Here is a 21,485-nt window from a genome sequence, read left to right as displayed (position 1 = left end):
CGAGAAGGGCTGCGCCTGCAGGCGCAGCAGCGGCCCGCGCCACGTGGGCGAGCCCCGTCCACTCCGCCAGTCGTACCAAACGCCCGCGCAAGCGGGCGTTTGCATTTGTGCCGTCCGGAGTGGGTAAAGCCGCCTGCGCGGCTTTCGGCGGGGCGGGAAAGGCTGTGCCTGCAAGCGCAGCCAGACGGGATGTGGCGTATGTTTCCCGTGAAACAATTTTCTGAAAGCATCATACAGGCGGGCCTGCGCACGGTCCTGTGTACTGCCCTTAGCGGGTAACCGAGCCAGCTATTTCGCCTATCAGCAAGCGCATGATCAGAACCCGAAAGCCGACATTACGCTACCGGGTGTATTTGTTGATGCCCCTCCCTCCTTGCACTCGACCATTACAGCTACCGGCTGCTTGGGAAGCCGGGTGCCGCATTCGGCGACCTGTAGCGTCGTCTGCTGCGACAGCAGGTGCATTCTGTCCGGATTGGTTGCGGCATCGCTCATCGCAGCAGCGGTTGCGGCCACCTCGGTGCCGGCTGCCTGGTACACCGGTTCCAGGGGAGGCGGCTGAATCGTCAGTTTGCCGTCCACATAGACGATGGCGTAGTTCTGACTGGCATAGCCGGCAGGCGCAATACGGTAAGTTCCTAAATTAACCGCGCCTTGCGCATCCCCGCCATAACTCGGCTGACCACTGAGCACTGCCGCATTTTCACCTGCGGCGAAGCCGGCATAGGTGACGCCATTGCCGCCGCGGTAAGCTTTGCCGTCGAATGCCTTTTTATCGGGATTGGCGGTGACGGTGAGCGGCGCCTTGCTGACGCTGGCGGTCGTGACGGCATTGGTGTCGGCCACGTAATTGCCGGCGTCGGCGCCGGAGGCTGCGATGCCAGCAACAGTGACGGCCTTGTTGCTGCCGGCATTGCTGTCGGCAAAGCTGGCTTTGGCATAGCGGAGATTGAGCTTGTCGCCATCGACGCGGTTGTCACCGAGGGTGACGGTCGCATTGGCATTGCCGTCGTAGACCTTGTCCACGCCCTGGGCACGAACCGCGAGCGGGCGCGGCCGGATGGTGGCGGTGGCAGTTACGCTGCTGTCCAGTACATAGTTGGCGGCATCGGCGCCGGTGAGTCTCAGGTTGCTGACGGTGACAGCCTTGCCCTGACCCGCATTCTTGTCGGCGAAAGCGGCTGTAACGCTTGCCGTCGTCGTCTTCACGTCATCATTGGCCACCACCTCGTTGAGCGTGCCGGCATTCGTCAGCGTGGCCACCGTGCTGCCGTCATACGCCTTGTCGGCGATCTCTGTTTTGGACAAGGACAAGGCGCGGGCAGTAATGCTGGCCTTGGCTGATGGATCAGCAATGCGGTAGTTGCCGGCATCAGCCCCCTGCAAGGCCAGGCCGCTGACCGTTACTACCTTGTCCTCGCCGACAGTCTTGTCAGCGAACGCGGCCGAGGCGCCTGTTGCATTCAGGGTGACGTCGTCTTTGCCTATGCCTTTTGCCAGGGTGCCGGCTTTCGTCAGCGTGGCAGTGGTCTTGCCGTCATATACCTTGCCGGCAACCTCGGTGCCCGACAACGCCAGCGTCAGCGGCGTGATGTCGGCCTTAACCGTGACCGTGGTCTTGTCAAGGAGGTAGTTACGGGCATCTTTACCGGCGAGCGTCAGGCCGCTGACCGTCACATCCTTCTTCTTGCCCACATTTTTGTCAATAAACTTTGCAGCACTCACATTTACGATGACTACATCACCTGCCACCATCTTGTTCAACGTGCCTACATCCAGGACATCAGCATCCATGCCGCCGTCATACACCTTGTTGGGAACCACCGTGCCCAACAATGAAACGGTCAGCGGCGTGATGGCGGCATTGACCGTGACCTTTGGGTTCATAAGGGTGTAGTTACCCGCATCGTTCCCCGTAAGCGTCAGGCCGCTTACCGTTACGTCCTTCTTCTCGCCCACATTTTTGTCGTTAAACGCCGCAATTCCCGCACTCACGCTGACTACATCATCCTTTACCTTATTGCCCAGCGTGCCCACATCCAAGACCTTGGCAGCAAGGTCGCCGTCATAAACCTTATTGTCAACCGTCGTGCCCGACAACGACACCTCCCGCGGCGTGATCCTTCCGTTGCCAATACTAAATGTGCCTGGAATCTCATAATTGCTAGCGCCATCACGGTTTTCAAGCGTAACGCCAGAGAAAGTGACCGTCTTGTTATCACCCGCATTCTTGCTGTCATACTCGGCCGATCCATATTTCGCTGTGACATCGTCCTTGCGCAGCGACGTAACCTGCAGCAGCCTCGCCGGTACCTGCCGCGTTCCGTCATACTCCCTTTCAGGCGCGTCTGTCGTCGGTGTCAGCAAAAAGGGCGTGATCGTCAGCTTGCCGCCCCGGATGTCATAACGCTGCTGCGAGTCATAAGGGCTATAGGTGCCGACATTCTTCCCGGAAGCCGGCGTAAAAGTCGTATTGCCCGAAGCGCTGTCGCAGGGCGTGCCGGTGCAGCCGATCTGGGTTTCGCTGTTGTAAGTAACGGACTTGGCCTCGACGCTTTTCGTCACGAGAAAGCTGCGCAGCAGCGGCGAGGTTTGCCCATCGTAGATGCGCCAGGTCTTGCCGGTGCCCCCTTCGGCATCGATGGTCCAGCCCTTGAAGGTGGACAGGGTTCTCATCTGGGCAGTCGTGAGCCCATTCGCGTTATCGCTGCCCTGGCTTGAGTCTTGTCCTGTTGTTTCCCTGTTCCAGAAACTATTGAGAACATTTTTATTTGTGCTGTCGTTCACACCAACCAGGCCGCCGACAGTTGCCGGATTAGCGCTTCCAGGGGTTACAGAGCCAGTGGCATACGTACCTGCCACCACCCCTTGCAACAAGCCAACCAGGCCGCCGATTGCATTACCGCCCGTGCCCTTCACTGGTACCGCTGCGTAGCTGTCGGTGATACCACCAAGTTCAAGGTATCCGACCAAGCCGCCTACATTCTCCTTGCCTGACACAGATCCTTTGTATCCATCTGCACTTACGCCGGCGTAGCTGCCAGTTACCGTAGGGTTTGCGATGCCGGTCGAACTTTTCTCCATGAGTCCGACCAAGCCGCCGACAGAACGATTGCCAGTTACGCCAACCGCCGCATAGCTGTCGATGATGGTGCCGCCGATCTTTTTGGTTTTGTCGGACGTTTCCATGCCTACCTGTCTGCCTACGAGCCCGCCGGTTGCCTCGGCATCATTATTCCCCAGGAAGGTCACTGTCCCTACTGCAGAACTGTTCCTGATTTCGCCGTTGTTGACGCCTACCAGGCCGCCGGCATTGTTATAAGTGGTAACCACGTTTGTCGTGGTTGCATGCACGTTGAAAAGGGTTCCGTCATTCTTGCCTACTACTGTGCCAACTGCGGTTGTAGGAGAAGTTCCTCTATTTGTTATATTCGCCTTGTCCACTGTCAAATTCTGGATGCGCCCAGTCGGTGTCAGGTCCCTTATCAAACCGACCCATAGACTTTCCGTGCTGTTGATATGCAGGTTGCCGATCGTGTGGCCCAAGCCATCCAGAATGCCTTCAAAACTCCCAAGTGGAATGAAACCAGCGCCGTTGTTCCAATCTTTGGTGGCCGAAGCATCGATGTCACCACCGAGAACGTAGCGGCCGTTATTGACAGCATTGGAAATACCCTGCAGCTCCGTTACCGCTGTCTCCCCTACCCCTCCGATGACGCGGTAAGTCTTGATCAAGCCCAATTTGCCCAAGCGCAAGCTGAAGTTATCGCCGTTCGGCAAGTAGACTTTTGCACCGTTGCCTATTGAATAAATAGGAATTTCACCCTTGGTACCGCTACCCTGACCATACTCAAGCAACAAGCTTACACCCTTAGCAGCATTGATGTCTGCATTGATATAGATATTTCCGGACGCTGACAAGGTCAGGTTTTTGCCCGACTCCGACTTTACCGAAGCATTGACATACAGGTCGCCCGCGCCAGTCGAGATATCGGGGGTAGCCGGGTTCTGGGAATCGTTGGACAACAGTGCGCTGAGCGTTGTTGCGCCGATGGACGTCTTTGTCTGTGGCCCTTTCCCCTCTGCGATCACGAAGTCAGTGGACGTGTTGGTCCAGGTATCCTCAAGGACTTTCTCATTGGGCGTTTTACCGTTGATCAAAGCCTTCTCACCGATATTCACCCGCGCTGCGTGGGTTCCTACCAACCCGCCTTGGCCCGCAGGCGCGGAAACATCCAATATGCCGTTTACCAGCATGTCGGACTCTCCCTTTCCCACCAACCTGATTTTGCCAGGCTTACCTTGCAAGCTCTTCGCTTCGATGATGCCCGTGTGATTGATGACCGCGCGGCCAATGTCGTTTGCTGCGGTGGCAGTGAGAGTGACTTCGCCATTGCCTCCGTTGGCGCTGATGCGTCCACTGTTCTGCACCAGTGCATTCAGGCTGCCACGGTCGATGGTGTAGCTCGCCAGGCTTTTTTTGTCGTCTTTTAGCGTGAGGGTGACCTTGTCGCCGGCTGCCATCACCACCGTGCCCTGCACCGCGTTAATAGTCCCTTCGTTGGTCGCGCCGCTATCGTTGAGCACGCGCGGCCCGGCCAGCACGATGTATCCGCCCGGGTTGGCTGTAAGCGTGCCCTTGTTGACCACGGCGCCGATAGCCCCGCCATCCACATTCAGCACCTGGCTATCCTTGAGAAAGCTGTCGCTCTCCATTTTCAGGGTTGACGCCAACAGGCCACCCACGTTGACCGATGCCTTCTCCCCGAACAGCACGCCGTTCGGATTAATCACGAACACCTGGCCTGTGGCCGTCAGATTGCCCAGCAACTCACTGGGGGTGCTGCCGGTGACGCGGTTAAGCGCAATCATCGAAGCGTTCGGCTGCACGAACTGAATTTTTTCCGCTTCGGCGGAGGAAAAGCTGGTCCAGTTGATGGCCAGGCGCTGACTGGCCTGGTTGATGACGGTCGTTGTTGCGTTCGGACGCGTAATGGCATCCCCGGCAATGCCATTGATGATGGTGCCGCCGGTAGGCCCAGCGCTGACGAGAGAAGCCGGAAGGACTGCGGCCGCCAGTGCGGCCGCAATGACAAGGGCCGCGCCCCTGACTGATTTGCCGCAGCGCCGGGCATGCTCGCCAACGGCGACAAAGCAATGGTTCCGGCGACTCCAGATCAGGCGGTAGCTATGGTTCATGCGCGGCTTTCCTCGTTTTCCGGGAAAGACCGCCCCTGTGGCAGTCAGAGCTTGCCCGGATAATCACGTTGAGTGGTCGCCAGGAAAACCTTGTTCCGATCTTTAATGCATTAATTCATCCGGAAACCGCCTGACCAGGACAGTCAGGCGGCGTGCCGTGCCCGCTCAGGCCGCCTTGGCCACCGGCGTCATCAGCTCGGTCATTTCACCGCCCAGCGCGGCGACCAGGTCGGCGATCATTTTCGCCAGTTCGCCGGTCATCAGCGCCATGTCGGTGTCGAAGCGTTCGTCGTCATTCTGCGAGCCGCCTTCATTGTTTTCCTTCAGCACGTCCAGCGGGGCTATGCGCTTGATGGCCAGCGACTCGGTCAGCACGAAGGACACCCGGTCGGCCCAGGTCAGCGCAAGACGCGTGCACTGCTTGCCCGACTCGATATGGCGGCGCACGTCGGCCGCTTCCAGCGTGTGGCGCACATAGCGCACGGTGGCCTTGCCTTCGCCGGTGGCGCGCAGTTCGGTGTCCTGGTCGACCGTGAAGCCGCCCGGCGCCTCATCGGCCAGCAGCCAGTCAGTCATGGCCGTCACCGGCGACTGCGCCACGCGCAGGGTGTCCATCGGGAACTTGTCGACGGCTTTCAACAGCAGGCGGATCACGTCCTCGGCCTTGGCGGCGCTGGCGCTGTCGATCACCAGCCAGCCATTGACCGGGTCGATCCAGACCCAGGTGCTGCTCTGGATGGAAAACGCGCGCGGCAGCAGGTCGTCGGCAACCTGCTCCTTCAGTTCCTTCATCTGCTTGCGGCCGGGCTTGAAGCCCTGCTGCTCTTCCAGCTCGGCCGCCTTGGCCTTGGCGACCTGGTTGATCACGGAGGATGGCAGCAACTTCTTCTCGGTGGACAACTGCAGCAGCATCTGGCGGTTGACGCTATGGACCAGGCCGCCGCTGGGGCGCGGCGGCAGCCAGCCCTGGGTCTGCAATTCAAGGCTGGTGCAGGGCGTGAACGCCTGCGGCGCCAGCTTGTCTTCCAGTTGTTCGGGAGTCATTGCCCACGGCGCGGGCAGACGGTAGATCTGGAGGTTTTTGAACCACATGGCAATCGTCGCAAAAAGCGGCCATTCTACACGGCGAATCGAGGATTTTCGGCAAGCTTGCCAGCCTTGCAATGCGTCGCGGCGGCGCAGGGGCCGGGAGTGTTGTGCTATGGTCAATCCGCGCTTTTTGAGCCGCAATCCCATCAGAAAATACCAGGAGAACAGCATGCGATATCGACGTCTCGGCAACAGCAACCTGCAAGTCTCGGCCCTGTGCCTGGGCACCATGATGTTCGGCGATCAGACCGCCGAGGCCGAGGCTGGCCGCATCGTCGCCTCGGCGCGGCAGCACGGCGTCAACTTCATCGACACCGCCGATGTCTACACCAAGGGCGCGTCGGAGCTGATGGTGGGGCGGCTGCTGGCCGGCCAGCGCGACGACTGGGTGCTGGCCACCAAGCTGGGCAACACAATGGGCACCCAGCCCAACCAGTCAAACTATTCGCGCAAGTGGATCATGAAGGAGACCGAGAACAGCCTGCGCCGGCTCGGCACCGACTATATCGACATCCTCTACCTGCACCGCGACTTCCACGAGGAAAACCTGGACGAAGCGGTGCGTGCCATGGGCGACCTGATGCGCGAGGGGAAGATCCGCTACTTCGGCCTGTCGAATTTCCGCGGCTGGCGCATCGCCGAGACGGTGCGCGCCTGCGAGCGTGCCAACGTCGCGCCGCCGGCGGTCTGCCAGCCCTACTACAACCTGCTGAACCGGATGCCGGAAGTCGAGATCCTGCCGGCCTGCGCCCATTACGGCCTGGGCGTGGTGCCGTACAGCCCGATCGCGCGCGGCGTACTGAGCGGCAAATACCTGCCCGGCCAGCAGCCGCCAGAAGGCAGCCGCGCCGGCCGCGCCGACAAGCGCATGATGGAAACCGAGTTCCGCGAGGAGTCGCTGGCGATCGCCCAGCATCTGAAGGAGCATTGCGACCGGCGCTGCATCAAGCTCGGGCATTTCGCCACCGCCTGGGTGCTGGCCAACCGCCACATCACGTCCGTGATCGCCGGGCCGCGCACGCTGGAACAGATGGAGGACTATTACGCCGCGCTGGACGTGACGCTGGACGCGGCCGAGGAAGCAATGATCGACACCCTGGTGCGGCCCGGCCATGCTTCTACCCCGGGCTACAACGATCCAAACTATCCCTTCTTCGGGCGGCTGACCGGCCCGGCCGGCGGCTGACCGGCTGCTGGCCAGCGGCGCTGTCGCTACGGCGCCGGCTTCACGCCAGCCACAATTCACCCTGGCTGGGCTGCGCGGCTGCGCTGCTGGCCTGCCCGCGCGGCGACAGCGTGCCGACCCGCACGCCCAGGAGCCGCAGCCGCTTTTCCAGCGGCACCCGGCGCAGGCATTCGCCGGCGGCACGACGTATCGCGGCGGCATCGTCCGTAGGGACCGGCAGCGTGACATCGCGGGTGACGGTCTGGAAGTCGTCGTAGCGCAGCTTCAGGCCGATGGTGCGCCCAAGATAACCCTTGCGCTGCAGGTCCTCGGATACCCGCACGCACAGGCCGGTGAAGATGGCCGACAGCGTTTCCCGGTCATGCCGGGGATGCAGGTCGCGCTCGAAGGTGGTTTCGCGGCTCAGGGACTTGGGCTCGGAGCGGGTCACTACCGGACGGTCGTCCTCGCCCTGCGCCACGCTGCGCAGCCAGGCCGCGGTGCTGCGGCCGAAATGGGTCTGCAGCAGGCCGGCGTCGGCCTGCGCCAGCTCGGCGATGGTGTGGATGTTCAGGCCGGCCAGCTTTTCCACCGCCTTCGGGCCGATGCCGTTGACCTTCTTCACATGCAGCGGCCAGATCCGGGTCTGGATGTCGGCCGGCGTCAGGATGGTGATGCCGTCGGGCTTGTCGAGGTCGGAACAGATCTTGGCCAGCAGCTTGTTGGGCGCCACGCCGATCGAGCAGGAAAGCCCTGTGGCGTCGCGCACCGCCTGCTTCAGGCGCTTCGCCAGCGCGTCGGTCGGCTCGTCGTGGCCGCTCAGGTCCAGGTAGATTTCATCGATGCCGCGGTCTTCCATTTCGGGCGCGACCTCCATCACCGCTGCCTTGAAGAGCTGCGAATAATGACGATAGGCCTTGAAGTCGGTGGGCAGCAGCACCGCGTCCGGCGCCAGCCTGGCCGCCTTCATCATGCCCATGGCAGAGAACACGCCGAGCGCGCGGGCTTCATAGGTGGAGGTGGTGACCACGCCGCGGCCGACATAGTTGCGCAGCGTGGTAAAGCGGCGGCTGCCGTCCGGCAGGGTCTGCGGCTGGTGGTCGGACCCGCCGCCGATCACCACCGCCTGACCGCGCAGTTCCGGATAACGCAGCAGCTCGACCGATGCATAGAAGGCATCCATGTCGAGGTGGGCGATGCGGCGGGATGAGGCGGGCATGGCAAGCGGCGGAAAAGTCCTGATCGGCGGACGCTATTTTAACGGCAGCACATACAGGGATGCTTGCCGGTGCTCCTCAAAAGGTTGCGCAGATGCGCGTCACACGCCATTCCTGGACCCGGCTTTCGTAGGGTGGAATACCCGCAGGGCATTCCACCATGGGCGGTTGCACGAGGAGCGAAGGTCATACTTCGCCGTGAGCGGCGACGGTGGAATGCCCCTTCGGGGTATTCCACCCTACTGCGGCTTGACATCGTGGCTTTCAATGCAGCCCGCGGCGCCCCTCCAACCTGTCCACCCGCTGCACCAGCACCCAGGGCTTGACCACCACTGCCCACAGTTCCACATCGGCCTGCAGCCAGGCCGCGGCCTGGATGTCGCCCAGCCTGGCCAGGCGGCCGTCGGCCATCCATTTCTTCACCGATTCGGTGTCGTCCTGCGCGATGCCGACCGCGACCTCGATCAGGTCCAGGCTCGTGTCCACCGCGACCACGTTGCCGCCGGCGTAGTGGCGCTGCAGTTCGGTCCAGCGCAGCTTCGAGGTTTCGCTGTTGAGCCGGCGGCGCAGCTCGTCATCCTTTTCATGGTTCATCGCGTCTCTCAAATCGTTCAATAATGCGGCGGAATCTCGTGCGCGGCCTGCTGGCCGCCGCTGTCGGCCTGCTGCGACTCGGCGACGCGCTTGGCCAGCGCGGCGCACAGCGCTTCCAGTTCGTCGATGCGGCGCTGCTGCCGGTAGACTGTGCTGTTGAGCACATCCAGCAGGTCTTCCTGCCGCGCCAGTTTGATCTCGATATCGACCAGGCGTTCTTCATCCATCATGTTGTCCTTTCGCTTTCTTCGGCGCGGCGCGGCAGGCGTCGGAACAGTAGCGCACCTCGTCCCAGTTCAGTGCCCACTTGCGGCGCCAGGTATAGGGCCGGCCGCAGGCCTCGCATACCTTCACCGGCAGGTTATGCGGATTGCGCAGCGGCTTCTTCTGCGGCTTCACGTCGGTCTCGGCTTTTGCAGCAGGGCTTTCAGGTTGGCCAGCCGGTTCTGTGGCGTGATCACTTCCTCTTCCTTCGGCACCGCGTCGCCTTCGTCGAGCTTCATTTCCTTGATGAAGCGCGACATGTCGCAGTTGACGCTTTCGCGCGCCCGCTTGCGCTTCTTGCACCAGGTGATGTGCAGCGTGCGCTGGGCGCGGGTGATGCCGACATACATCAGGCGGCGCTCTTCCTCGATGCGCGCGCCCAGCGTGTCCATCGGCGCGTCCGGGTCGCCCTTGTGCGGCAGGATGCCCTCCTCCACGCCGACCAGGAACACGTGCGGGAACTCCAGTCCCTTGGAGGCATGCAGCGTGGACAGGCGCACCGCGTCCGGCTCTTCGTCCTTCCCTTCCAGCATGGTCATCAGCGCCACCATCTGGGTCAGGTCGAGCAGGCTCTTTTCCTCGCCGGCGCCGTCGCGTCCGCCGCTGCCCTTTTCCTTCAACCAGCTGGTGAAGTCGATCACGTTCTGCCACTTGCCCTGGGCGCCGCGGTCGTCGAAGGCGTCGTACAGATAGGCTTCGTAATTGATGGCCTTCATCATGTCGTCCAGCACTTCGCCGGCGGTCTCGCCGGGCCGGTGGGCCCGGGCTTCCAGCTGGTTGATGAAGGTGCAGAACTCGCGCAGCGGGCCCAGCTGCCGCTCGGTCAGCTTGGCCTCGATGCCGCCCTTGAACACCGCCTCGAACAGCGAGCATTGCCACTGGCCGGCGAAGCTGCCCAGCACTTCCAGCGTGGCCTTGCCGACGCCACGCTTGGGCGTGGTGACGGCGCGGATGAAGGCCGGGTCGTCGTCGGCATTGGCCACCAGGCGCAGGTAGCTCATGATGTCCTTGATCTCGGAGCGGTCGAAGAAGCTCTGCCCGCCGGACATGACATAGGGAATGCGCTCGCGCCGCAGCGCCTGTTCGAAGATGCGGGCCTGGTGGTTGCCGCGATACAGGATGGCGTAATCGGAGAACTTGCCGCGCCGCTCGAAGCGGTGGGCCGACAGCATGATGGCGACCTGGTCGGCTTCATGTTCGTCGTCCTGCATGGCGAGCACCTTGACCGGATCGCCCAGGCCATGCTCGGACCAGAGCGCCTTCTCGAACAGCTTGGGATTGTTGGCGATGACCGAGTTGGCCGCTTGCAGGATGCGGGTGCTGGAGCGGTAGTTCTGCTCCAGCTTGATTACCTTCAGGTCGGGAAAATCCACCTGCAGCGCGCGCAGGTTTTCGATGGTGGCGCCGCGCCAGGCATAGATCGCCTGGTCGTCGTCGCCCACCGCGGTAAACATCGGCTTCTTGCCCACGCCGGTGACCAGCAGCTTGACCAGCTCGTACTGGCAGGTGTTGGTGTCCTGGTATTCATCCACCAGCAAATAGCGCAGCTTGCGCTGCCACTTGTCGCGCACCGTGTCATTAGACTGGAACAGCTGCACCGGCAGGCGGATCAGGTCGTCGAAGTCCACCGCCTGGTAGGACGCGAGCGTAGCCACGTAGTCGCGGTAGATGCGCGCGGCCTGGGCTTCATCCTCGGTGACGGCCTGCCTGATGGCGTTGTCCGGATCGACCAGGCCGTTCTTCCACAGCGAAATGGTGTTCTGGATGCGGCGTATCACCTGCTTGTCGGTGGTCATGGCCATGTCCTGCACCAGCGAGAAGCAGTCATCGCTGTCCATGATGGAAAAGCGGTCCTTCAGCCCCAGCTCGCGCGCCTCGCGGCGCAGGATCTGCACGCCCAGCGAGTGGAAGGTCGATACGGTCAGCTGCTTGGCGCCGCGCGGATCCTTTAGCAGCTTGGCGATGCGCTCCTGCATTTCCAGTGCGGCCTTGTTGGTGAAGGTCAGCGCGGCGATGTGGCGCGGATCGTAGCCGCATTCCTCGATCAGGTGCGCGATCTTCTGGGTAATGACACGGGTCTTGCCGGAGCCGGCGCCGGCCAGCACCAGGCAGGGGCCATCCATGTACTTCACGGCCTCGCGCTGCGGGGCATTCAGGCCGAACTGGGGGGTGGTGGTCATGCAGACAATCATTGGCGGAAAGGAGCAGGGTATTGTAGCGGAGTGATGAGGATGACGCCGTCGGGGCGATGAATGCAGCTGGCGTTGGCTTCACGCGCAACGGCAACTGTTGCGACGCGTACTGCAAATGCGGCCGCAAACGTGAGCCCCTTCATAGGGTGCAATACCCGAAGGGCATTGCACCGCTGTTCGCAAACCGGGATGGCATTGCCGGCCGACTTTCTTGATCGACCCATGGTGCAATGCCCCTGCGGGGCATTGCACCCTAAGAAAGCAGAGCCTTGTTCGCTGCAGGCATTGCCTTCACGGCGCGCTCGGGGGGAAGTTGATGACAACGACCGCAACTGCAACGGCGCCCTTCGTCCCCAGCCCCTACCTCACTCATGATAAAGTCGCCCTTTTCCATTTCTTCCCTTACGCCGCCGTCTCACGCGGCGTATCCGCCATGAAATTTTCCCATCTCGTCGAAATCAACGATCCGCTCAATCCGCTGATCGAGCCGCTGTCGCGGGCGCAACTCTGGCGCGGGCTGGTGTTGCGGGCCGAGCGGCCGAAAATGTTCGTGCCGCATCTCGATGCCTGCGACATTCTGGAAAAATCCGCCGCCCTGGTGGAGCGCGAACTGCGCTACGGCGACACCGTGATCCGCGACCGCGTGAGCTATCTGCCGCAGATGCAGGTGCATTACCACGTGCCGCAACAGAAGGACATCCCGATGTCGGACCTGACGATGACCATCGAGGAGCCGCAGCCGGGCGCGCTGTATGTGCGCTTCATCTATGACGATCATCAGGGCGAGGAAAACCAGGCGGAGGCGTTCTACAACGAATTCCGCCGCTCGGCCTATGAAGAGGCCGACATCGATACCATCCGCATGGTCAGGGAACTGGCCGAGAACGGCGCTTTGGACTGACCGGGACGGGCGCCGGGGCCAGGCCGCAAACAGCCGGCCGCAGGCCGCCAGCGGGCCTGGCTTGGCAATGGAATTGATTGAGAAGCGTGCCCTTGGCGGGACCGCAGTCCCGAACAGCGGCGCTTTTTACCGAGAGACGATGGTGCAGAAGTTGGCCTTGCCAGGCGCAATGCCGCCCCGGCATTGCGCCATGCGCTCAGCGCCGTAATTACTTCGGCTTGCCGCCCTTGCGGTGGGTCTTCTTCTCGTCCACGCGACGTTCAGCGCCGCGCTTGGGCACGGTCAGCGGCGGACGCTTGCCGGGCGCCCTGGGCGCTGCCGGCGGGCCGTCTGCATGGGAGATGCGAAGCTGCTGGCCAGCCACCCATACGGTCTTGAGATGCTGCAGCAGTTCCTTGGGCATGCCTTCGGGCAGGTCCACCACGCTGTGGTCGTCGAAGATGTCGATGTGGCCGATGTACTTCGCTTCCAGCCCGGCTTCATTGGCGATGGCGCCGACGATGTTGGCCGGCTTGACGCCATGGCTGCTCCCGACTTCGATGCGGTAGCGCTCCATGCCGATATCGCCCTTGCGGTCCTTCTTCGGCGCGCGCTCGGTTACGCTCTCAGCCCCCGCATCCCGCACTGGCCGCTCGCGCGGTGCGCGCTCTTCTGCCGGTTCACGCGGCGCACGCTCGGCTGGAGCACGCTCGGCTGAGGCGCGCTCGGCGCGCGGCGCCGTGGCTGCCTCGCGGCTGGCCGGGCGCGGCGCGGGCGCCGGGGTGAAAATCTTTTCCACTTGTTCGCCGACGCGGCTGAGGTGCAACTGGCGGCCGGAGATGCGCACGCCTTTCAGCTTGTTGATCACATCGTCCGGCAGGCCGTCGGGCAGGTCGAGCAGGCTGTGGTCGTCCTCGATGTCGATGCGGCCGATATTCTTCGCATCCATGCCGGCCTCGTTGGCAATCGCGCCGACGATATTGCCGGGCTTGACGCCGTGCATGTGCCCGACCTCGATCCGGAAGCGTGCCATGCCGGCCTCAGCCGGGCGCTCGCCGCGTTCCGCGCGTTCCCGGCGCGGCGGGGCTTCGCGCTCGTCGCGACTGAATCGGTCGGAGCGCTCAGGGCGCTCGGCACGTTCAAAACGCTCGGCACGCTCCGGCCGTTCCGCCGCCGGCTCGCGCCGCGGCTTCTCCAGCAGCAGCGGTACATCGCCGCGCGCCATCCTGGCCAGCGCGGCGGCGATCTCGATCGCCGGTACATTCTTCTCGCTCTCGTACTGCTCGATCAGGTCGCGATAGATCTCCAGTCCGCCACCAGCCAGGGCATCGGCGATCTGGTCCTTGAAGCGGGCGATGCGCACATCGTTGACCGCCTCCACCGTCGGCAGCGTCAGCGGCGACACCGGCTGGCGCGTGGCGCGCTCGATCACCCGCAGCAGGCCCTTCTCGCGGGGCGTGATGAACAGGATCGCTTCGCCGCTGCGCCCGGCGCGGCCGGTGCGGCCGATGCGGTGGGTATAGCTTTCCGGGTCGTGCGGCACGTCATAGTTGACCACATGGCTGATGCGCTCCACGTCCAGGCCGCGGGCGGCGACGTCGGTGGCGACCAGGATGTCGATCTTGCCGTCTTTCAGCATCTGGATGGTGCGCTCGCGCTGCTGCTGGTTGATGTCGCCATTGATGGCGGCAGCCGAGAAGCCGCGCGCGGCCAGCTTGCCGGCCAGTTCCTCGGTGCCCAGCTTGGTGCGGGCGAAGATGATCATGCCGTCGAAGGTCTCGGCTTCCAGGATGCGGGTCAGCGCGTCGAGCTTCTGCATGCCGCTGACGAGCCAGTAGCGCTGGCGGATGTTTTCAGCGGTGCCGGTCTTGGCGGCGATGGTGACTTCGGCCGGCTCGCGAAGATAGGTCTGGGCGATGCGCCGGATGGCCGAGGGCATGGTGGCCGAGAACAGCGCGGTCTGGCGGCTCTGGGGCGTTTTCTGCAGGATGGTCTCGACGTCGTCGATGAAGCCCATGCGCAGCATTTCATCGGCTTCGTCCAGCACCAGGGTCTTCAGCTGCGACAGGTCCAGCGAGCCCTTTTCCAGGTGGTCGATCACCCTGCCCGGCGTTCCCACCACCACATGCACGCCACGGCGCAGCGCGGAGAGCTGCGGGCCGTAGGCCTGGCCGCCGTAGATCGGCATCACGTGAAAGCCCGGAATGTGGGTCGCATAGCGCTGGAAGGCTTCGGCGACCTGGATCGCCAGTTCCCGCGTCGGCGCCAGCACCAGGGCCTGCGGCGCGCTCTGGCGCACATCGAGGCGGCCGAGGATGGGCAGGGCGAAGGCGGCCGTCTTGCCGGTGCCGGTCTGGGCCTGGCCCAGCACGTCGCGGTTGGACATGAGCAGCGGAATGGTGGCGGCCTGGATCGGCGACGGCGACTCATAGCCGAGTTCGTTGAGTACGCGCAGCAGGGGTTCGCCCAGATTCAGATCGGCAAACAGCGGGAAGGAGGTGTCGGACATGGCGGAACTCACGGATTTCTTTGACGCGGTGAAAAAACAAGGGGCGTAGTCTACTCCGTTGCGGCGGCAGGCAAGCGGTTTATCGGCGGTACAGCGCGCCGCCGGGGGCATTACCGGGTCATTTACCGGGCCAATGCCGCACCGGGAAAGCCGGCCCGACACGGCGCCACTCAGGGCAGACCGGCGCAGTAGTGCCCGGGTTCCACTTCCCGCAACACATTGTCGGCCCGGTCAAACCGGGCCGGCTCCAGCGCCGGCACATAGGTGATCTTGCCCACTTCCATCTTCGGCGCCGCCGCCAGCAGCGCCCGGGTGTAGGGATGGCGCGGATTGCCATATACCGCCTCGGTCGGCCCGAGTTCGACGATGCGCCCGCGCAGCATGATGGCAACCCGGTCGGCCACATGGCGCACTACGGTCAGGTCATGGCTGATGAAGATGGAGGTCAGCTGCAACTCCTGGCGCAGCCGCATGAACAGGTTCAGCACCTGCGCCTGGATCGACACGTCCAGCGCCGCCACCGCCTCGTCGCAGATCAGCATGTCCGGCCGCACCGCCAGCGCCCGCGCGATGCCGATGCGGGCCCGCTGCCCGCCCGAGAACTGGTGCGGGAAACGCTGCATCAGGGTCGCATCCAGCCCGACCTGGCGCATCAGGGCGCCGACATGCTCGCGCTGCAGCTGCCGCTCCACCAGGCCGTGCGCCACCGGTGCCTCGCCGACGATGTCCACCACCCGCATGCGCGGATTGAGCGAGGCATACGGGTCCTGGAAGATCATCTGGATCGCCAGCCGGGCGCGCCGCTTGTCGGCGGCGTTCATCGCATCCATGTCGGCGCCCTTCCACCAGCGCGAGCCGGCCGACGGCGCATGCAGGCCGGCGGCGATGCGTCCGAGGGTGGACTTGCCGGAGCCGGACTCGCCCACCAGGCCCAGCACTTCGCCCGGCGCCACCGCCAGGCTGACCTGGTCGACCGCCCGCGTCACATGGCCGCGCGCCGGCGCGCCCAGCAGGCGGGCCAGGCGCTCGGCCAGGTCGGGCGAACGCTCGAAGCGCTTGCTGACCTCGCGCAGTTCCAGCAGCGGCGCGGCGTGGACGGGCGGCGTCATCGGCCCCGCTCCTCGAAGACCGGGTGAAAGCAGCGCCAGCCATGGCTGCCGTCTTCGTACAGCGGCGGCGGCGTGGCGCAGATTTCCGTGGCCCGCGGGCAGCGGTCGCGGAAGCGGCAGCCGGACGGCGCCGTCAGCGGCGACGGCGCCATGCCGTTGATCTGGGCCAGCGGCCGGCCGCGCGGATTGCGCGACGGCGCCGAGGCGATCAGCGCCAGCGTATAGGGATGGCGCGGCGTCTCCAGCACCTCGCGCACCGTGCCCTGCTCCACCAGCTGGCCGGCATACATCACGGCCACGGTATCGGCCAGGCCGGCCACCACCGCCAGGTCGTGGGTGATCCAGACCAGCGCGCTGCCCGACTCGCGGCACAGGGTCTGCATTTCATACAGGATCTGGTTCTGGGTAGTGACGTCGAGCGCGGTGGTGGGCTCGTCGCAGATGATCAGGTCGGGCTTGTTCAGGAGCGCAATCGCAATCGCCACCCGCTGCCGCATGCCGCCGGAAAACTGGTGCGGATAGGCCAGCAGCCGCTCGTCGGGCGCGGCGATGCCAACCCGCGCCAGGCCGTCGCGCGCCATCTCACGCGCCCGTTTCTTCCCCACCGGATGGTGCGCCAGCACCGCTTCCATCATCTGGGTGTCGATGCGCAGCACCGGATTCAGGGTCATCATCGGGTCCTGGAAGATCATCGCGATGCGCTCGCCGCGCAGCTTGCGCATGTCCTGCGCCGGCAACCCGGCCAGCTCGCGGCCATTGAGGCGGATGCTGTCGGCCATCACGCGGCCGGGCGGATCGACCAGGGCCATGATGGAATAGCCCGTCATCGACTTGCCTGAACCGGATTCGCCAACCAGTCCCATGATCTGGCCGCGCGCCACGGTGAAGGACACATCGTCGACCGCCCTGACCACGCCGGCCGCAGTGTTGAATTCGGTGCGCAGGTGTTCCACTGCCAGCACGGGTTCTTCCATCGTCATACTCCCTGCAGCCGCGGATTGAGCACGTCGCGCAACTGGTCCGCCACCAGGTTGATGGCAGCCACGGTGAGCAGCAGCGCCAGGCCAGGATAGAAGCTGATCCAGTAGGTGCCCGAGAGCAGGTACTGGAAGCCGTTGGAAATCAGCAGGCCCAGCGACGGCTCGGTGACAGGCAGGCCCAGGCCGAGGAAGGACAGCGTGGCTTCCAGCGAAATCGCGGAAGCCACTTGCAGCGCGGCGATCACGATCAGCGGCGGCAGGCAGTTGGGCAGCAGGTGGCGCAGCACGATGCGCGCCGGCGACAACCCGAGGCCGGCCGCGGCTTCCATGTATTCCTTGCCGCGCTCGACCAGCGCGGCGCTGCGCGCGGTGCGGGCGTAATAGGCCCATTGCACCGCGATCAGCGCAATGATGATCTTGCCCACGCCGGGTCCGGAGACGGCCAGCAGCACCAGCGCGATCAGGATGGGCGGAAAGGAGAGCTGGATGTCGGCCACCCGCATGATCAGGCTGTCGATGCGGCCGCCGGCGTAACCGGCCAGGAGGCCCAGCGCCAGGCCGATCACCAGCGCCACCGCGGTGCTGGCGAAGCCGACCGCAATCGAGATGCGCAGGCCATACAGGATGGCCGACAGCATGTCGCGGCCCTGCTCGTCGGTGCCCATCAGGTAATGCAGGCGGCCGTCGCCGGAGCGGGTACCGGGCGCCAGGCGCGAGTCCATGATGTCCAGCGTCATCAGGTCATAGGGGTTTTGCGGCGCCAGCAGCGGCGCGCACAGCGCCGCCAGGATCATCAGCAGCAGCACGGCGCTGGCCGCGGCGGCGATGCGGCTGGCGAAATAGGCGCGGGCGAAGCGCATCAGCGGCGTTTCGGGCTGGCGCACCATGCGGGTCATCATCGCGCATCCCCCAGCCGCACGCGCGGATCGAGCAGCGAGTACAGCACGTCCACCACCAGATTGATGACGATGAACAGCGTCACGATCAGCATCAGGTAGGCCACGATCACCGGCCGGTCCAGCACCCGGATCGAATCGATGATCAGCTTGCCCATGCCCGGCCAGGCGAACACGGTTTCGGTGACGATGGCGAACGCGATCAGCGAGCCGAACTGCAGGGCCAGCACGGTGACGATCGGGATCAGGATGTTCTTCAGCACATGCACGCCGATGATGCGGCCATTCGACAAGCCCTTGGCGCGGGCGAAGCGCACATAGTCCTGCTGCAGCGCCTCCTGCGCGCCGGCGCGGGTCAGGCGGATCACCAGCGCGATGTTGAACAGCGCCAGGTTCAATGCCGGCAGCAGCAAATGCTGCAGGCCGTCCCGGGTCAGGAAGCTCAGCGGCACGCCGAACACGTCGACCGTCTCGCCGCGGCCGCTGGAAGGCAGCCAGCCCAGCTTGACCGCGAACACCATGATCAGCATCAGCCCGACCCAGAAGGTGGGCAGGGAAAAGCCCAGCACCGAGATTGTCATGATGGCCTTGCCGGCCAGGCTGCCGGGCTTGAGGCCAGCCAGCAGGCCCAGCGGTATGCCCAGCCCCACCGACAGCAGCATGGCCGACACCGCCAGCTCCATGGTGGCCGGGAAGCGTTCCAGGATCAGCGCCAGCGCCGGCGTGGAAAAGGCGAACGAGCGGCCCAGGTTGCCGGCGGCGGCATTCTGCAGGAACAGCAGGTACTGGCGCCACAGCGGCTGGTCCAGGCCGAAGGCGGCGATGATGCGGGCGCGCTCGGCCTGGTTGGCGTCGGGGCTGATCAGGATATCGACCGGGTTGCCAATGGCATAGACGCCGGCGAAGACCAGCAGCGACATCACCAGCAGCACCAGCACGCTTTGCAGCAGGCGGCGGATCAGGAAAATCAGCATGGATTACAGCGGCCGGACCTGGTGCGCGAAGGTGAATTCATCGACCCGGCCCGGATACACCAGGCCGCGCCGCATCGCCCAGCTGGCGTACTGGTGATGCAGCGGGATCACCGCCGCCTCGCCCAGGGCGAGCGCCGCCGCGTCCTTCGCGAACGCTTCGCGCTTGCTCTCGTCGACTGAAGACAAGGCCAAGCGCACCAGCTCATCCACCTTCGGATTGGTGTAATGGCCCCAGTTCCAGGTGCCCCAGCCGGTGTCGGGATTGCGGGTGCCAACCAGGGTGCGCAGGCCGAAATCGCCAGCCAGCGTGCCCCAGCCCAGGAGCGCCATGCTGAATTCGCCGGCGCGCGCCTTGCTGAAATACACCGACAGCGGCAGCGTCTGCACCTTGGCCTGGATGCCGATGCGGGTCAGGAACTGGGCCACGGTCTGCACCACCCGCTCGTCATTGATGTATCGGTTGTTGGGGCCGTGCAGCGTCAGGGCGAAGCCCTGTGGATAACCGGCCTCGGCCAGCAGCTTCCTCGCGCCTTCCGGATCGTAGTTTTCCACCGGCAGCGCGGCGTTGTAGCCGAAGATGCCGGGCGCGACGATGTTCGACGCCGGCACCGCCAGGCCTTCCATGGTGCGCGCCGCCATCGCCCGGCGGTCGATTGCCTTCGAGATGGCCTGGCGCACCCGCACATCGGCCAGCGGATTCTTCTCCAGCGGCTTGCCGGCGCGGTCGGTGACGAAGGGCGAGGCATGCTGCTGCTGGTCCAGGTGCCAGAAGATGGTGCGCCACGAGATTTTCTGCTCCAGCGTGAATTTCGGATTGGTCTTCAGCTTGGCCAGGTCGGCCGTGGGCACGGTCTCGATCAGGTCGACGTCGCCCGCCAGCAGCGCCGCCAGCCGCGGCGCGCTGGCGCTGATGATGCGGAAGGTGACCTTGTCCCAGGCCGGCTTGGTTCCCCAGTACTGGTCGTTGCGGGCCAGCTCCACCCGGTCGCCGCGGGCGAAGCTGACGAACTTGAAGGGGCCGGTGCCAACCAGCGCGCGGCCGCTGTTGAAGTCTTCGGTAGAGGCATTCTGCGCCGCCTTTTTGGAGACGATGAAGATGGAGCTCATGTCCAGCGGCAGGGGTCCGTAGGGCGCGGCGGTTTTTAACTGCACGGTGTAGGGATCGAGCGCCTTCTTGGCCACGATCTGGCGGGTATAGCTGGTGAACGGCCCCGGGCTGGCGGTCAGCGTGGCCGGCCGGTCCAGCGAGAACAGCACATCGTCGGCCGTCATCTCGCTGCCGTCATGGAACTTCACGCCGCGCCGCAGCTTGAATTCCCAGGTGGTGTCGTCCACCGCTCGCCAGGAAGTCGCCAGGCCGGCGATCAGTTTGCCATTGGCGTCGCCCAGCACCAGCGTGTCGAACAGGTGGCTGGACAGGCTGATGTTGGGCGCGATATTCAGGTAATGCGGGTCGAGCGAGGAGACATCGGCCGCCAGGCCGATCTTCAGGTCGGCGGCAAGGGCGCTGGCTGCCATCAGGCTGGCCGCAAGCAGGGCAATGCGCAGTTTCCGTGCTGTTTTCTGCATGGTTTCTCTGGATGGACGGCGCACGGCGCCGGGGTTGCTCATGGGTTGCCAATGATATACGGCGCACCGGGTTTCGGTTTGCGCATACTTTCGGGCAGAACTTATTGTCCGCTGCCGCGCTCTGACTTGACTGAGCGACATCACTCGGCACCCAGCCTAAGGAGAGGCATTATGACAACGATTATCGCAGGCAGGTTCGAATTGCAGGACGATGCGCAGCGCGCCGCCGAAGAACTGGCGCGCGCCGGCTTCCCGGCCGACCGCATCAGCGTGTTCTATGTAAGCTCGGCCGGCCAGCATGACCAGACGCCGATCGGCGGCGACCGCGACCAGTCGCCGGGCGCCGAAGGCACCGGCAAGGGCAATGCCGCCGGCATCGCCGCCGGTGGCGCGATTGGCGCGGCGGTGGGCGCGATCACGGCGCCCCTGACCGGCCCGATCGGCGCCATTACCGGCGCCTTCGTCGGCGGCCACATGGGACAGCTGGTCGGTGCGATGAGCGCGACCAAGGACGATGGCGGCGACGCCGATGAAAACCGCATCCCGGTGCGTCAGGCAGGCATGCTGGTGGCGGTGGAAGCTGCCGGCGCCACGGACCGGGCGGCCGATACCCTGCGCGCAGTCGGCGCGGCTGACCTGGAGATCGGCGAAGGCAATATCGTCGCCGGCGACTGGCAGGATTTCGACCCGGTCGCACCGCCGCGCTTCATCGACCAGCAGACCCGCACGGCCGACCGGCCGCATGCGGAAGGCGCCGGACCGGCGCCGGGCACGGGGCCGGACATCAACCGCTGACGCATTTCCAGCCTGACCGGCATCTCCCGCCCAGGTCGGATTGCCGTTGGAAG

The 21,485-nt window shown here is 64.4% G+C and carries 16 protein-coding genes; 3 read left to right on the top strand and 13 right to left on the bottom strand.

Annotated features, from left to right (window positions below):
* Positions 1–315 precede the first annotated feature (315 nt).
* Entirely contained in the window at positions 316–5,199 is a 4,884-nt protein-coding gene (locus tag KTQ42_RS15345; protein ID WP_217346276.1) for a YDG domain-containing protein, read from the bottom strand.
* Positions 5,200–5,364: 165 nt separating this feature from the next.
* Positions 5,365–6,291, bottom strand: a complete 927-nt coding sequence (locus KTQ42_RS15340) for a recombination-associated protein RdgC (RefSeq protein WP_217346275.1) — start codon at positions 6,289–6,291, stop codon at positions 5,365–5,367.
* Between the two features lie 166 nt (positions 6,292–6,457).
* Between KTQ42_RS15340 and KTQ42_RS15335 the strand changes: the two genes are divergently transcribed.
* A complete protein-coding gene (locus KTQ42_RS15335) occupies positions 6,458–7,474 on the top strand; it encodes an aldo/keto reductase (protein ID WP_217346274.1) in 1,017 nt (338 codons plus the stop codon).
* A gap of 40 nt (positions 7,475–7,514) precedes the next feature.
* Here KTQ42_RS15335 and dinB read toward each other — a convergent pair whose 3' ends face one another.
* The 5 genes from dinB to KTQ42_RS15310 form a co-directional block, all read right to left on the bottom strand.
* Positions 7,515–8,672, bottom strand: coding sequence for a DNA polymerase IV (gene dinB / locus KTQ42_RS15330; protein WP_217346273.1), 1,158 nt, complete (start codon positions 8,670–8,672; stop codon positions 7,515–7,517).
* 262 nt (positions 8,673–8,934) lie between these two features.
* Complete coding sequence (locus tag KTQ42_RS15325) at positions 8,935–9,264, bottom strand: DUF2288 domain-containing protein (RefSeq protein ID WP_217346272.1); 330 nt, start codon at positions 9,262–9,264, stop codon at positions 8,935–8,937.
* 17 nt (positions 9,265–9,281) lie between these two features.
* Complete coding sequence (locus KTQ42_RS15320) at positions 9,282–9,494, bottom strand: SlyX family protein (protein WP_217346271.1); 213 nt, start codon at positions 9,492–9,494, stop codon at positions 9,282–9,284.
* Positions 9,484–9,663: a DUF2256 domain-containing protein gene (locus KTQ42_RS15315; protein ID WP_349292155.1), complete on the bottom strand. Its 180-nt coding sequence runs from the start codon at positions 9,661–9,663 to the stop codon at positions 9,484–9,486. Before KTQ42_RS15315 ends, KTQ42_RS15320 begins: the two co-directional genes overlap by 11 nt.
* Positions 9,660–11,708, bottom strand: coding sequence for a UvrD-helicase domain-containing protein (locus tag KTQ42_RS15310; protein WP_217346270.1), 2,049 nt, complete (start codon positions 11,706–11,708; stop codon positions 9,660–9,662). Before KTQ42_RS15310 ends, KTQ42_RS15315 begins: the two co-directional genes overlap by 4 nt.
* Before the next feature lie 445 nt (positions 11,709–12,153).
* On the opposite strand from KTQ42_RS15310, the gene KTQ42_RS15305 reads away from it, so the two are divergent.
* The gene (locus tag KTQ42_RS15305) at positions 12,154–12,621 is read left to right on the top strand and encodes an SRPBCC family protein (RefSeq protein ID WP_217346269.1); all 468 of its coding nucleotides are present in this window, start codon (positions 12,154–12,156) and stop codon (positions 12,619–12,621) included.
* 208 nt (positions 12,622–12,829) lie between these two features.
* Here KTQ42_RS15305 and KTQ42_RS15300 read toward each other — a convergent pair whose 3' ends face one another.
* The 6 genes from KTQ42_RS15300 to KTQ42_RS15275 form a co-directional block, all read right to left on the bottom strand.
* Entirely contained in the window at positions 12,830–15,109 is a 2,280-nt protein-coding gene (locus tag KTQ42_RS15300; protein ID WP_217346268.1) for a DEAD/DEAH box helicase, read from the bottom strand.
* 170 nt (positions 15,110–15,279) lie between these two features.
* Positions 15,280–16,218 (bottom strand): ATP-binding cassette domain-containing protein, encoded by a 939-nt coding sequence (locus KTQ42_RS15295; protein ID WP_217346267.1) that lies wholly within the window; start codon positions 16,216–16,218, stop codon positions 15,280–15,282.
* Complete coding sequence (locus tag KTQ42_RS15290; RefSeq protein WP_217346266.1) at positions 16,215–17,192, bottom strand: ABC transporter ATP-binding protein; 978 nt, start codon at positions 17,190–17,192, stop codon at positions 16,215–16,217. The genes KTQ42_RS15295 and KTQ42_RS15290 overlap by 4 nt, the downstream gene beginning before the upstream one ends.
* Before the next feature lie 2 nt (positions 17,193–17,194).
* Entirely contained in the window at positions 17,195–18,097 is a 903-nt protein-coding gene (locus KTQ42_RS15285) for an ABC transporter permease (protein ID WP_217346265.1), read from the bottom strand.
* Entirely contained in the window at positions 18,094–19,068 is a 975-nt protein-coding gene (locus tag KTQ42_RS15280; protein WP_217346264.1) for an ABC transporter permease, read from the bottom strand. Before KTQ42_RS15280 ends, KTQ42_RS15285 begins: the two co-directional genes overlap by 4 nt.
* Positions 19,069–19,071: 3 nt before the next feature.
* Positions 19,072–20,637, bottom strand: a complete 1,566-nt coding sequence (locus KTQ42_RS15275; protein ID WP_249222778.1) for an ABC transporter substrate-binding protein — start codon at positions 20,635–20,637, stop codon at positions 19,072–19,074.
* 171 nt (positions 20,638–20,808) lie between these two features.
* On the opposite strand from KTQ42_RS15275, the gene KTQ42_RS15270 reads away from it, so the two are divergent.
* A complete protein-coding gene (locus KTQ42_RS15270) occupies positions 20,809–21,432 on the top strand; it encodes a hypothetical protein (protein ID WP_249222777.1) in 624 nt (207 codons plus the stop codon).
* The last annotated feature ends 53 nt before the right edge of the window (positions 21,433–21,485 follow it).

It is taken from the genome of Noviherbaspirillum sp. L7-7A (genome assembly GCF_019052805.1).
Classification (GTDB): domain Bacteria; phylum Pseudomonadota; class Gammaproteobacteria; order Burkholderiales; family Burkholderiaceae_D; genus Noviherbaspirillum_A.
Note: the sequence above shows the minus strand (reverse complement) of the source record. Positions and strands in the feature narration are given on the sequence as shown.

Coding starts and splice junctions, on each gene's coding strand:
- KTQ42_RS15290 (WP_217346266.1), bottom strand. CDS start 17,192: ATGGAAGAACCCGTGCTGGCAGTGGAACACCTGCGCACCGAATTCAAC.
- KTQ42_RS15270 (WP_249222777.1), top strand. CDS start 20,809: ATGACAACGATTATCGCAGGCAGGTTCGAATTGCAGGACGATGCGCAG.
- KTQ42_RS15295 (WP_217346267.1), bottom strand. CDS start 16,218: ATGACGCCGCCCGTCCACGCCGCGCCGCTGCTGGAACTGCGCGAGGTC.
- KTQ42_RS15325 (WP_217346272.1), bottom strand. CDS start 9,264: ATGAACCATGAAAAGGATGACGAGCTGCGCCGCCGGCTCAACAGCGAA.
- KTQ42_RS15320 (WP_217346271.1), bottom strand. CDS start 9,494: ATGATGGATGAAGAACGCCTGGTCGATATCGAGATCAAACTGGCGCGG.
- KTQ42_RS15335 (WP_217346274.1), top strand. CDS start 6,458: ATGCGATATCGACGTCTCGGCAACAGCAACCTGCAAGTCTCGGCCCTG.
- KTQ42_RS15345 (WP_217346276.1), bottom strand. CDS start 5,199: ATGAACCATAGCTACCGCCTGATCTGGAGTCGCCGGAACCATTGCTTT.
- KTQ42_RS15275 (WP_249222778.1), bottom strand. CDS start 20,637: ATGCAGAAAACAGCACGGAAACTGCGCATTGCCCTGCTTGCGGCCAGC.
- KTQ42_RS15285 (WP_217346265.1), bottom strand. CDS start 18,097: ATGATGACCCGCATGGTGCGCCAGCCCGAAACGCCGCTGATGCGCTTC.
- KTQ42_RS15310 (WP_217346270.1), bottom strand. CDS start 11,708: ATGACCACCACCCCCCAGTTCGGCCTGAATGCCCCGCAGCGCGAGGCC.
- KTQ42_RS15305 (WP_217346269.1), top strand. CDS start 12,154: ATGAAATTTTCCCATCTCGTCGAAATCAACGATCCGCTCAATCCGCTG.
- KTQ42_RS15300 (WP_217346268.1), bottom strand. CDS start 15,109: ATGTCCGACACCTCCTTCCCGCTGTTTGCCGATCTGAATCTGGGCGAA.
- KTQ42_RS15340 (WP_217346275.1), bottom strand. CDS start 6,291: ATGTGGTTCAAAAACCTCCAGATCTACCGTCTGCCCGCGCCGTGGGCA.
- dinB (WP_217346273.1), bottom strand. CDS start 8,672: ATGCCCGCCTCATCCCGCCGCATCGCCCACCTCGACATGGATGCCTTC.
- KTQ42_RS15280 (WP_217346264.1), bottom strand. CDS start 19,068: ATGCTGATTTTCCTGATCCGCCGCCTGCTGCAAAGCGTGCTGGTGCTG.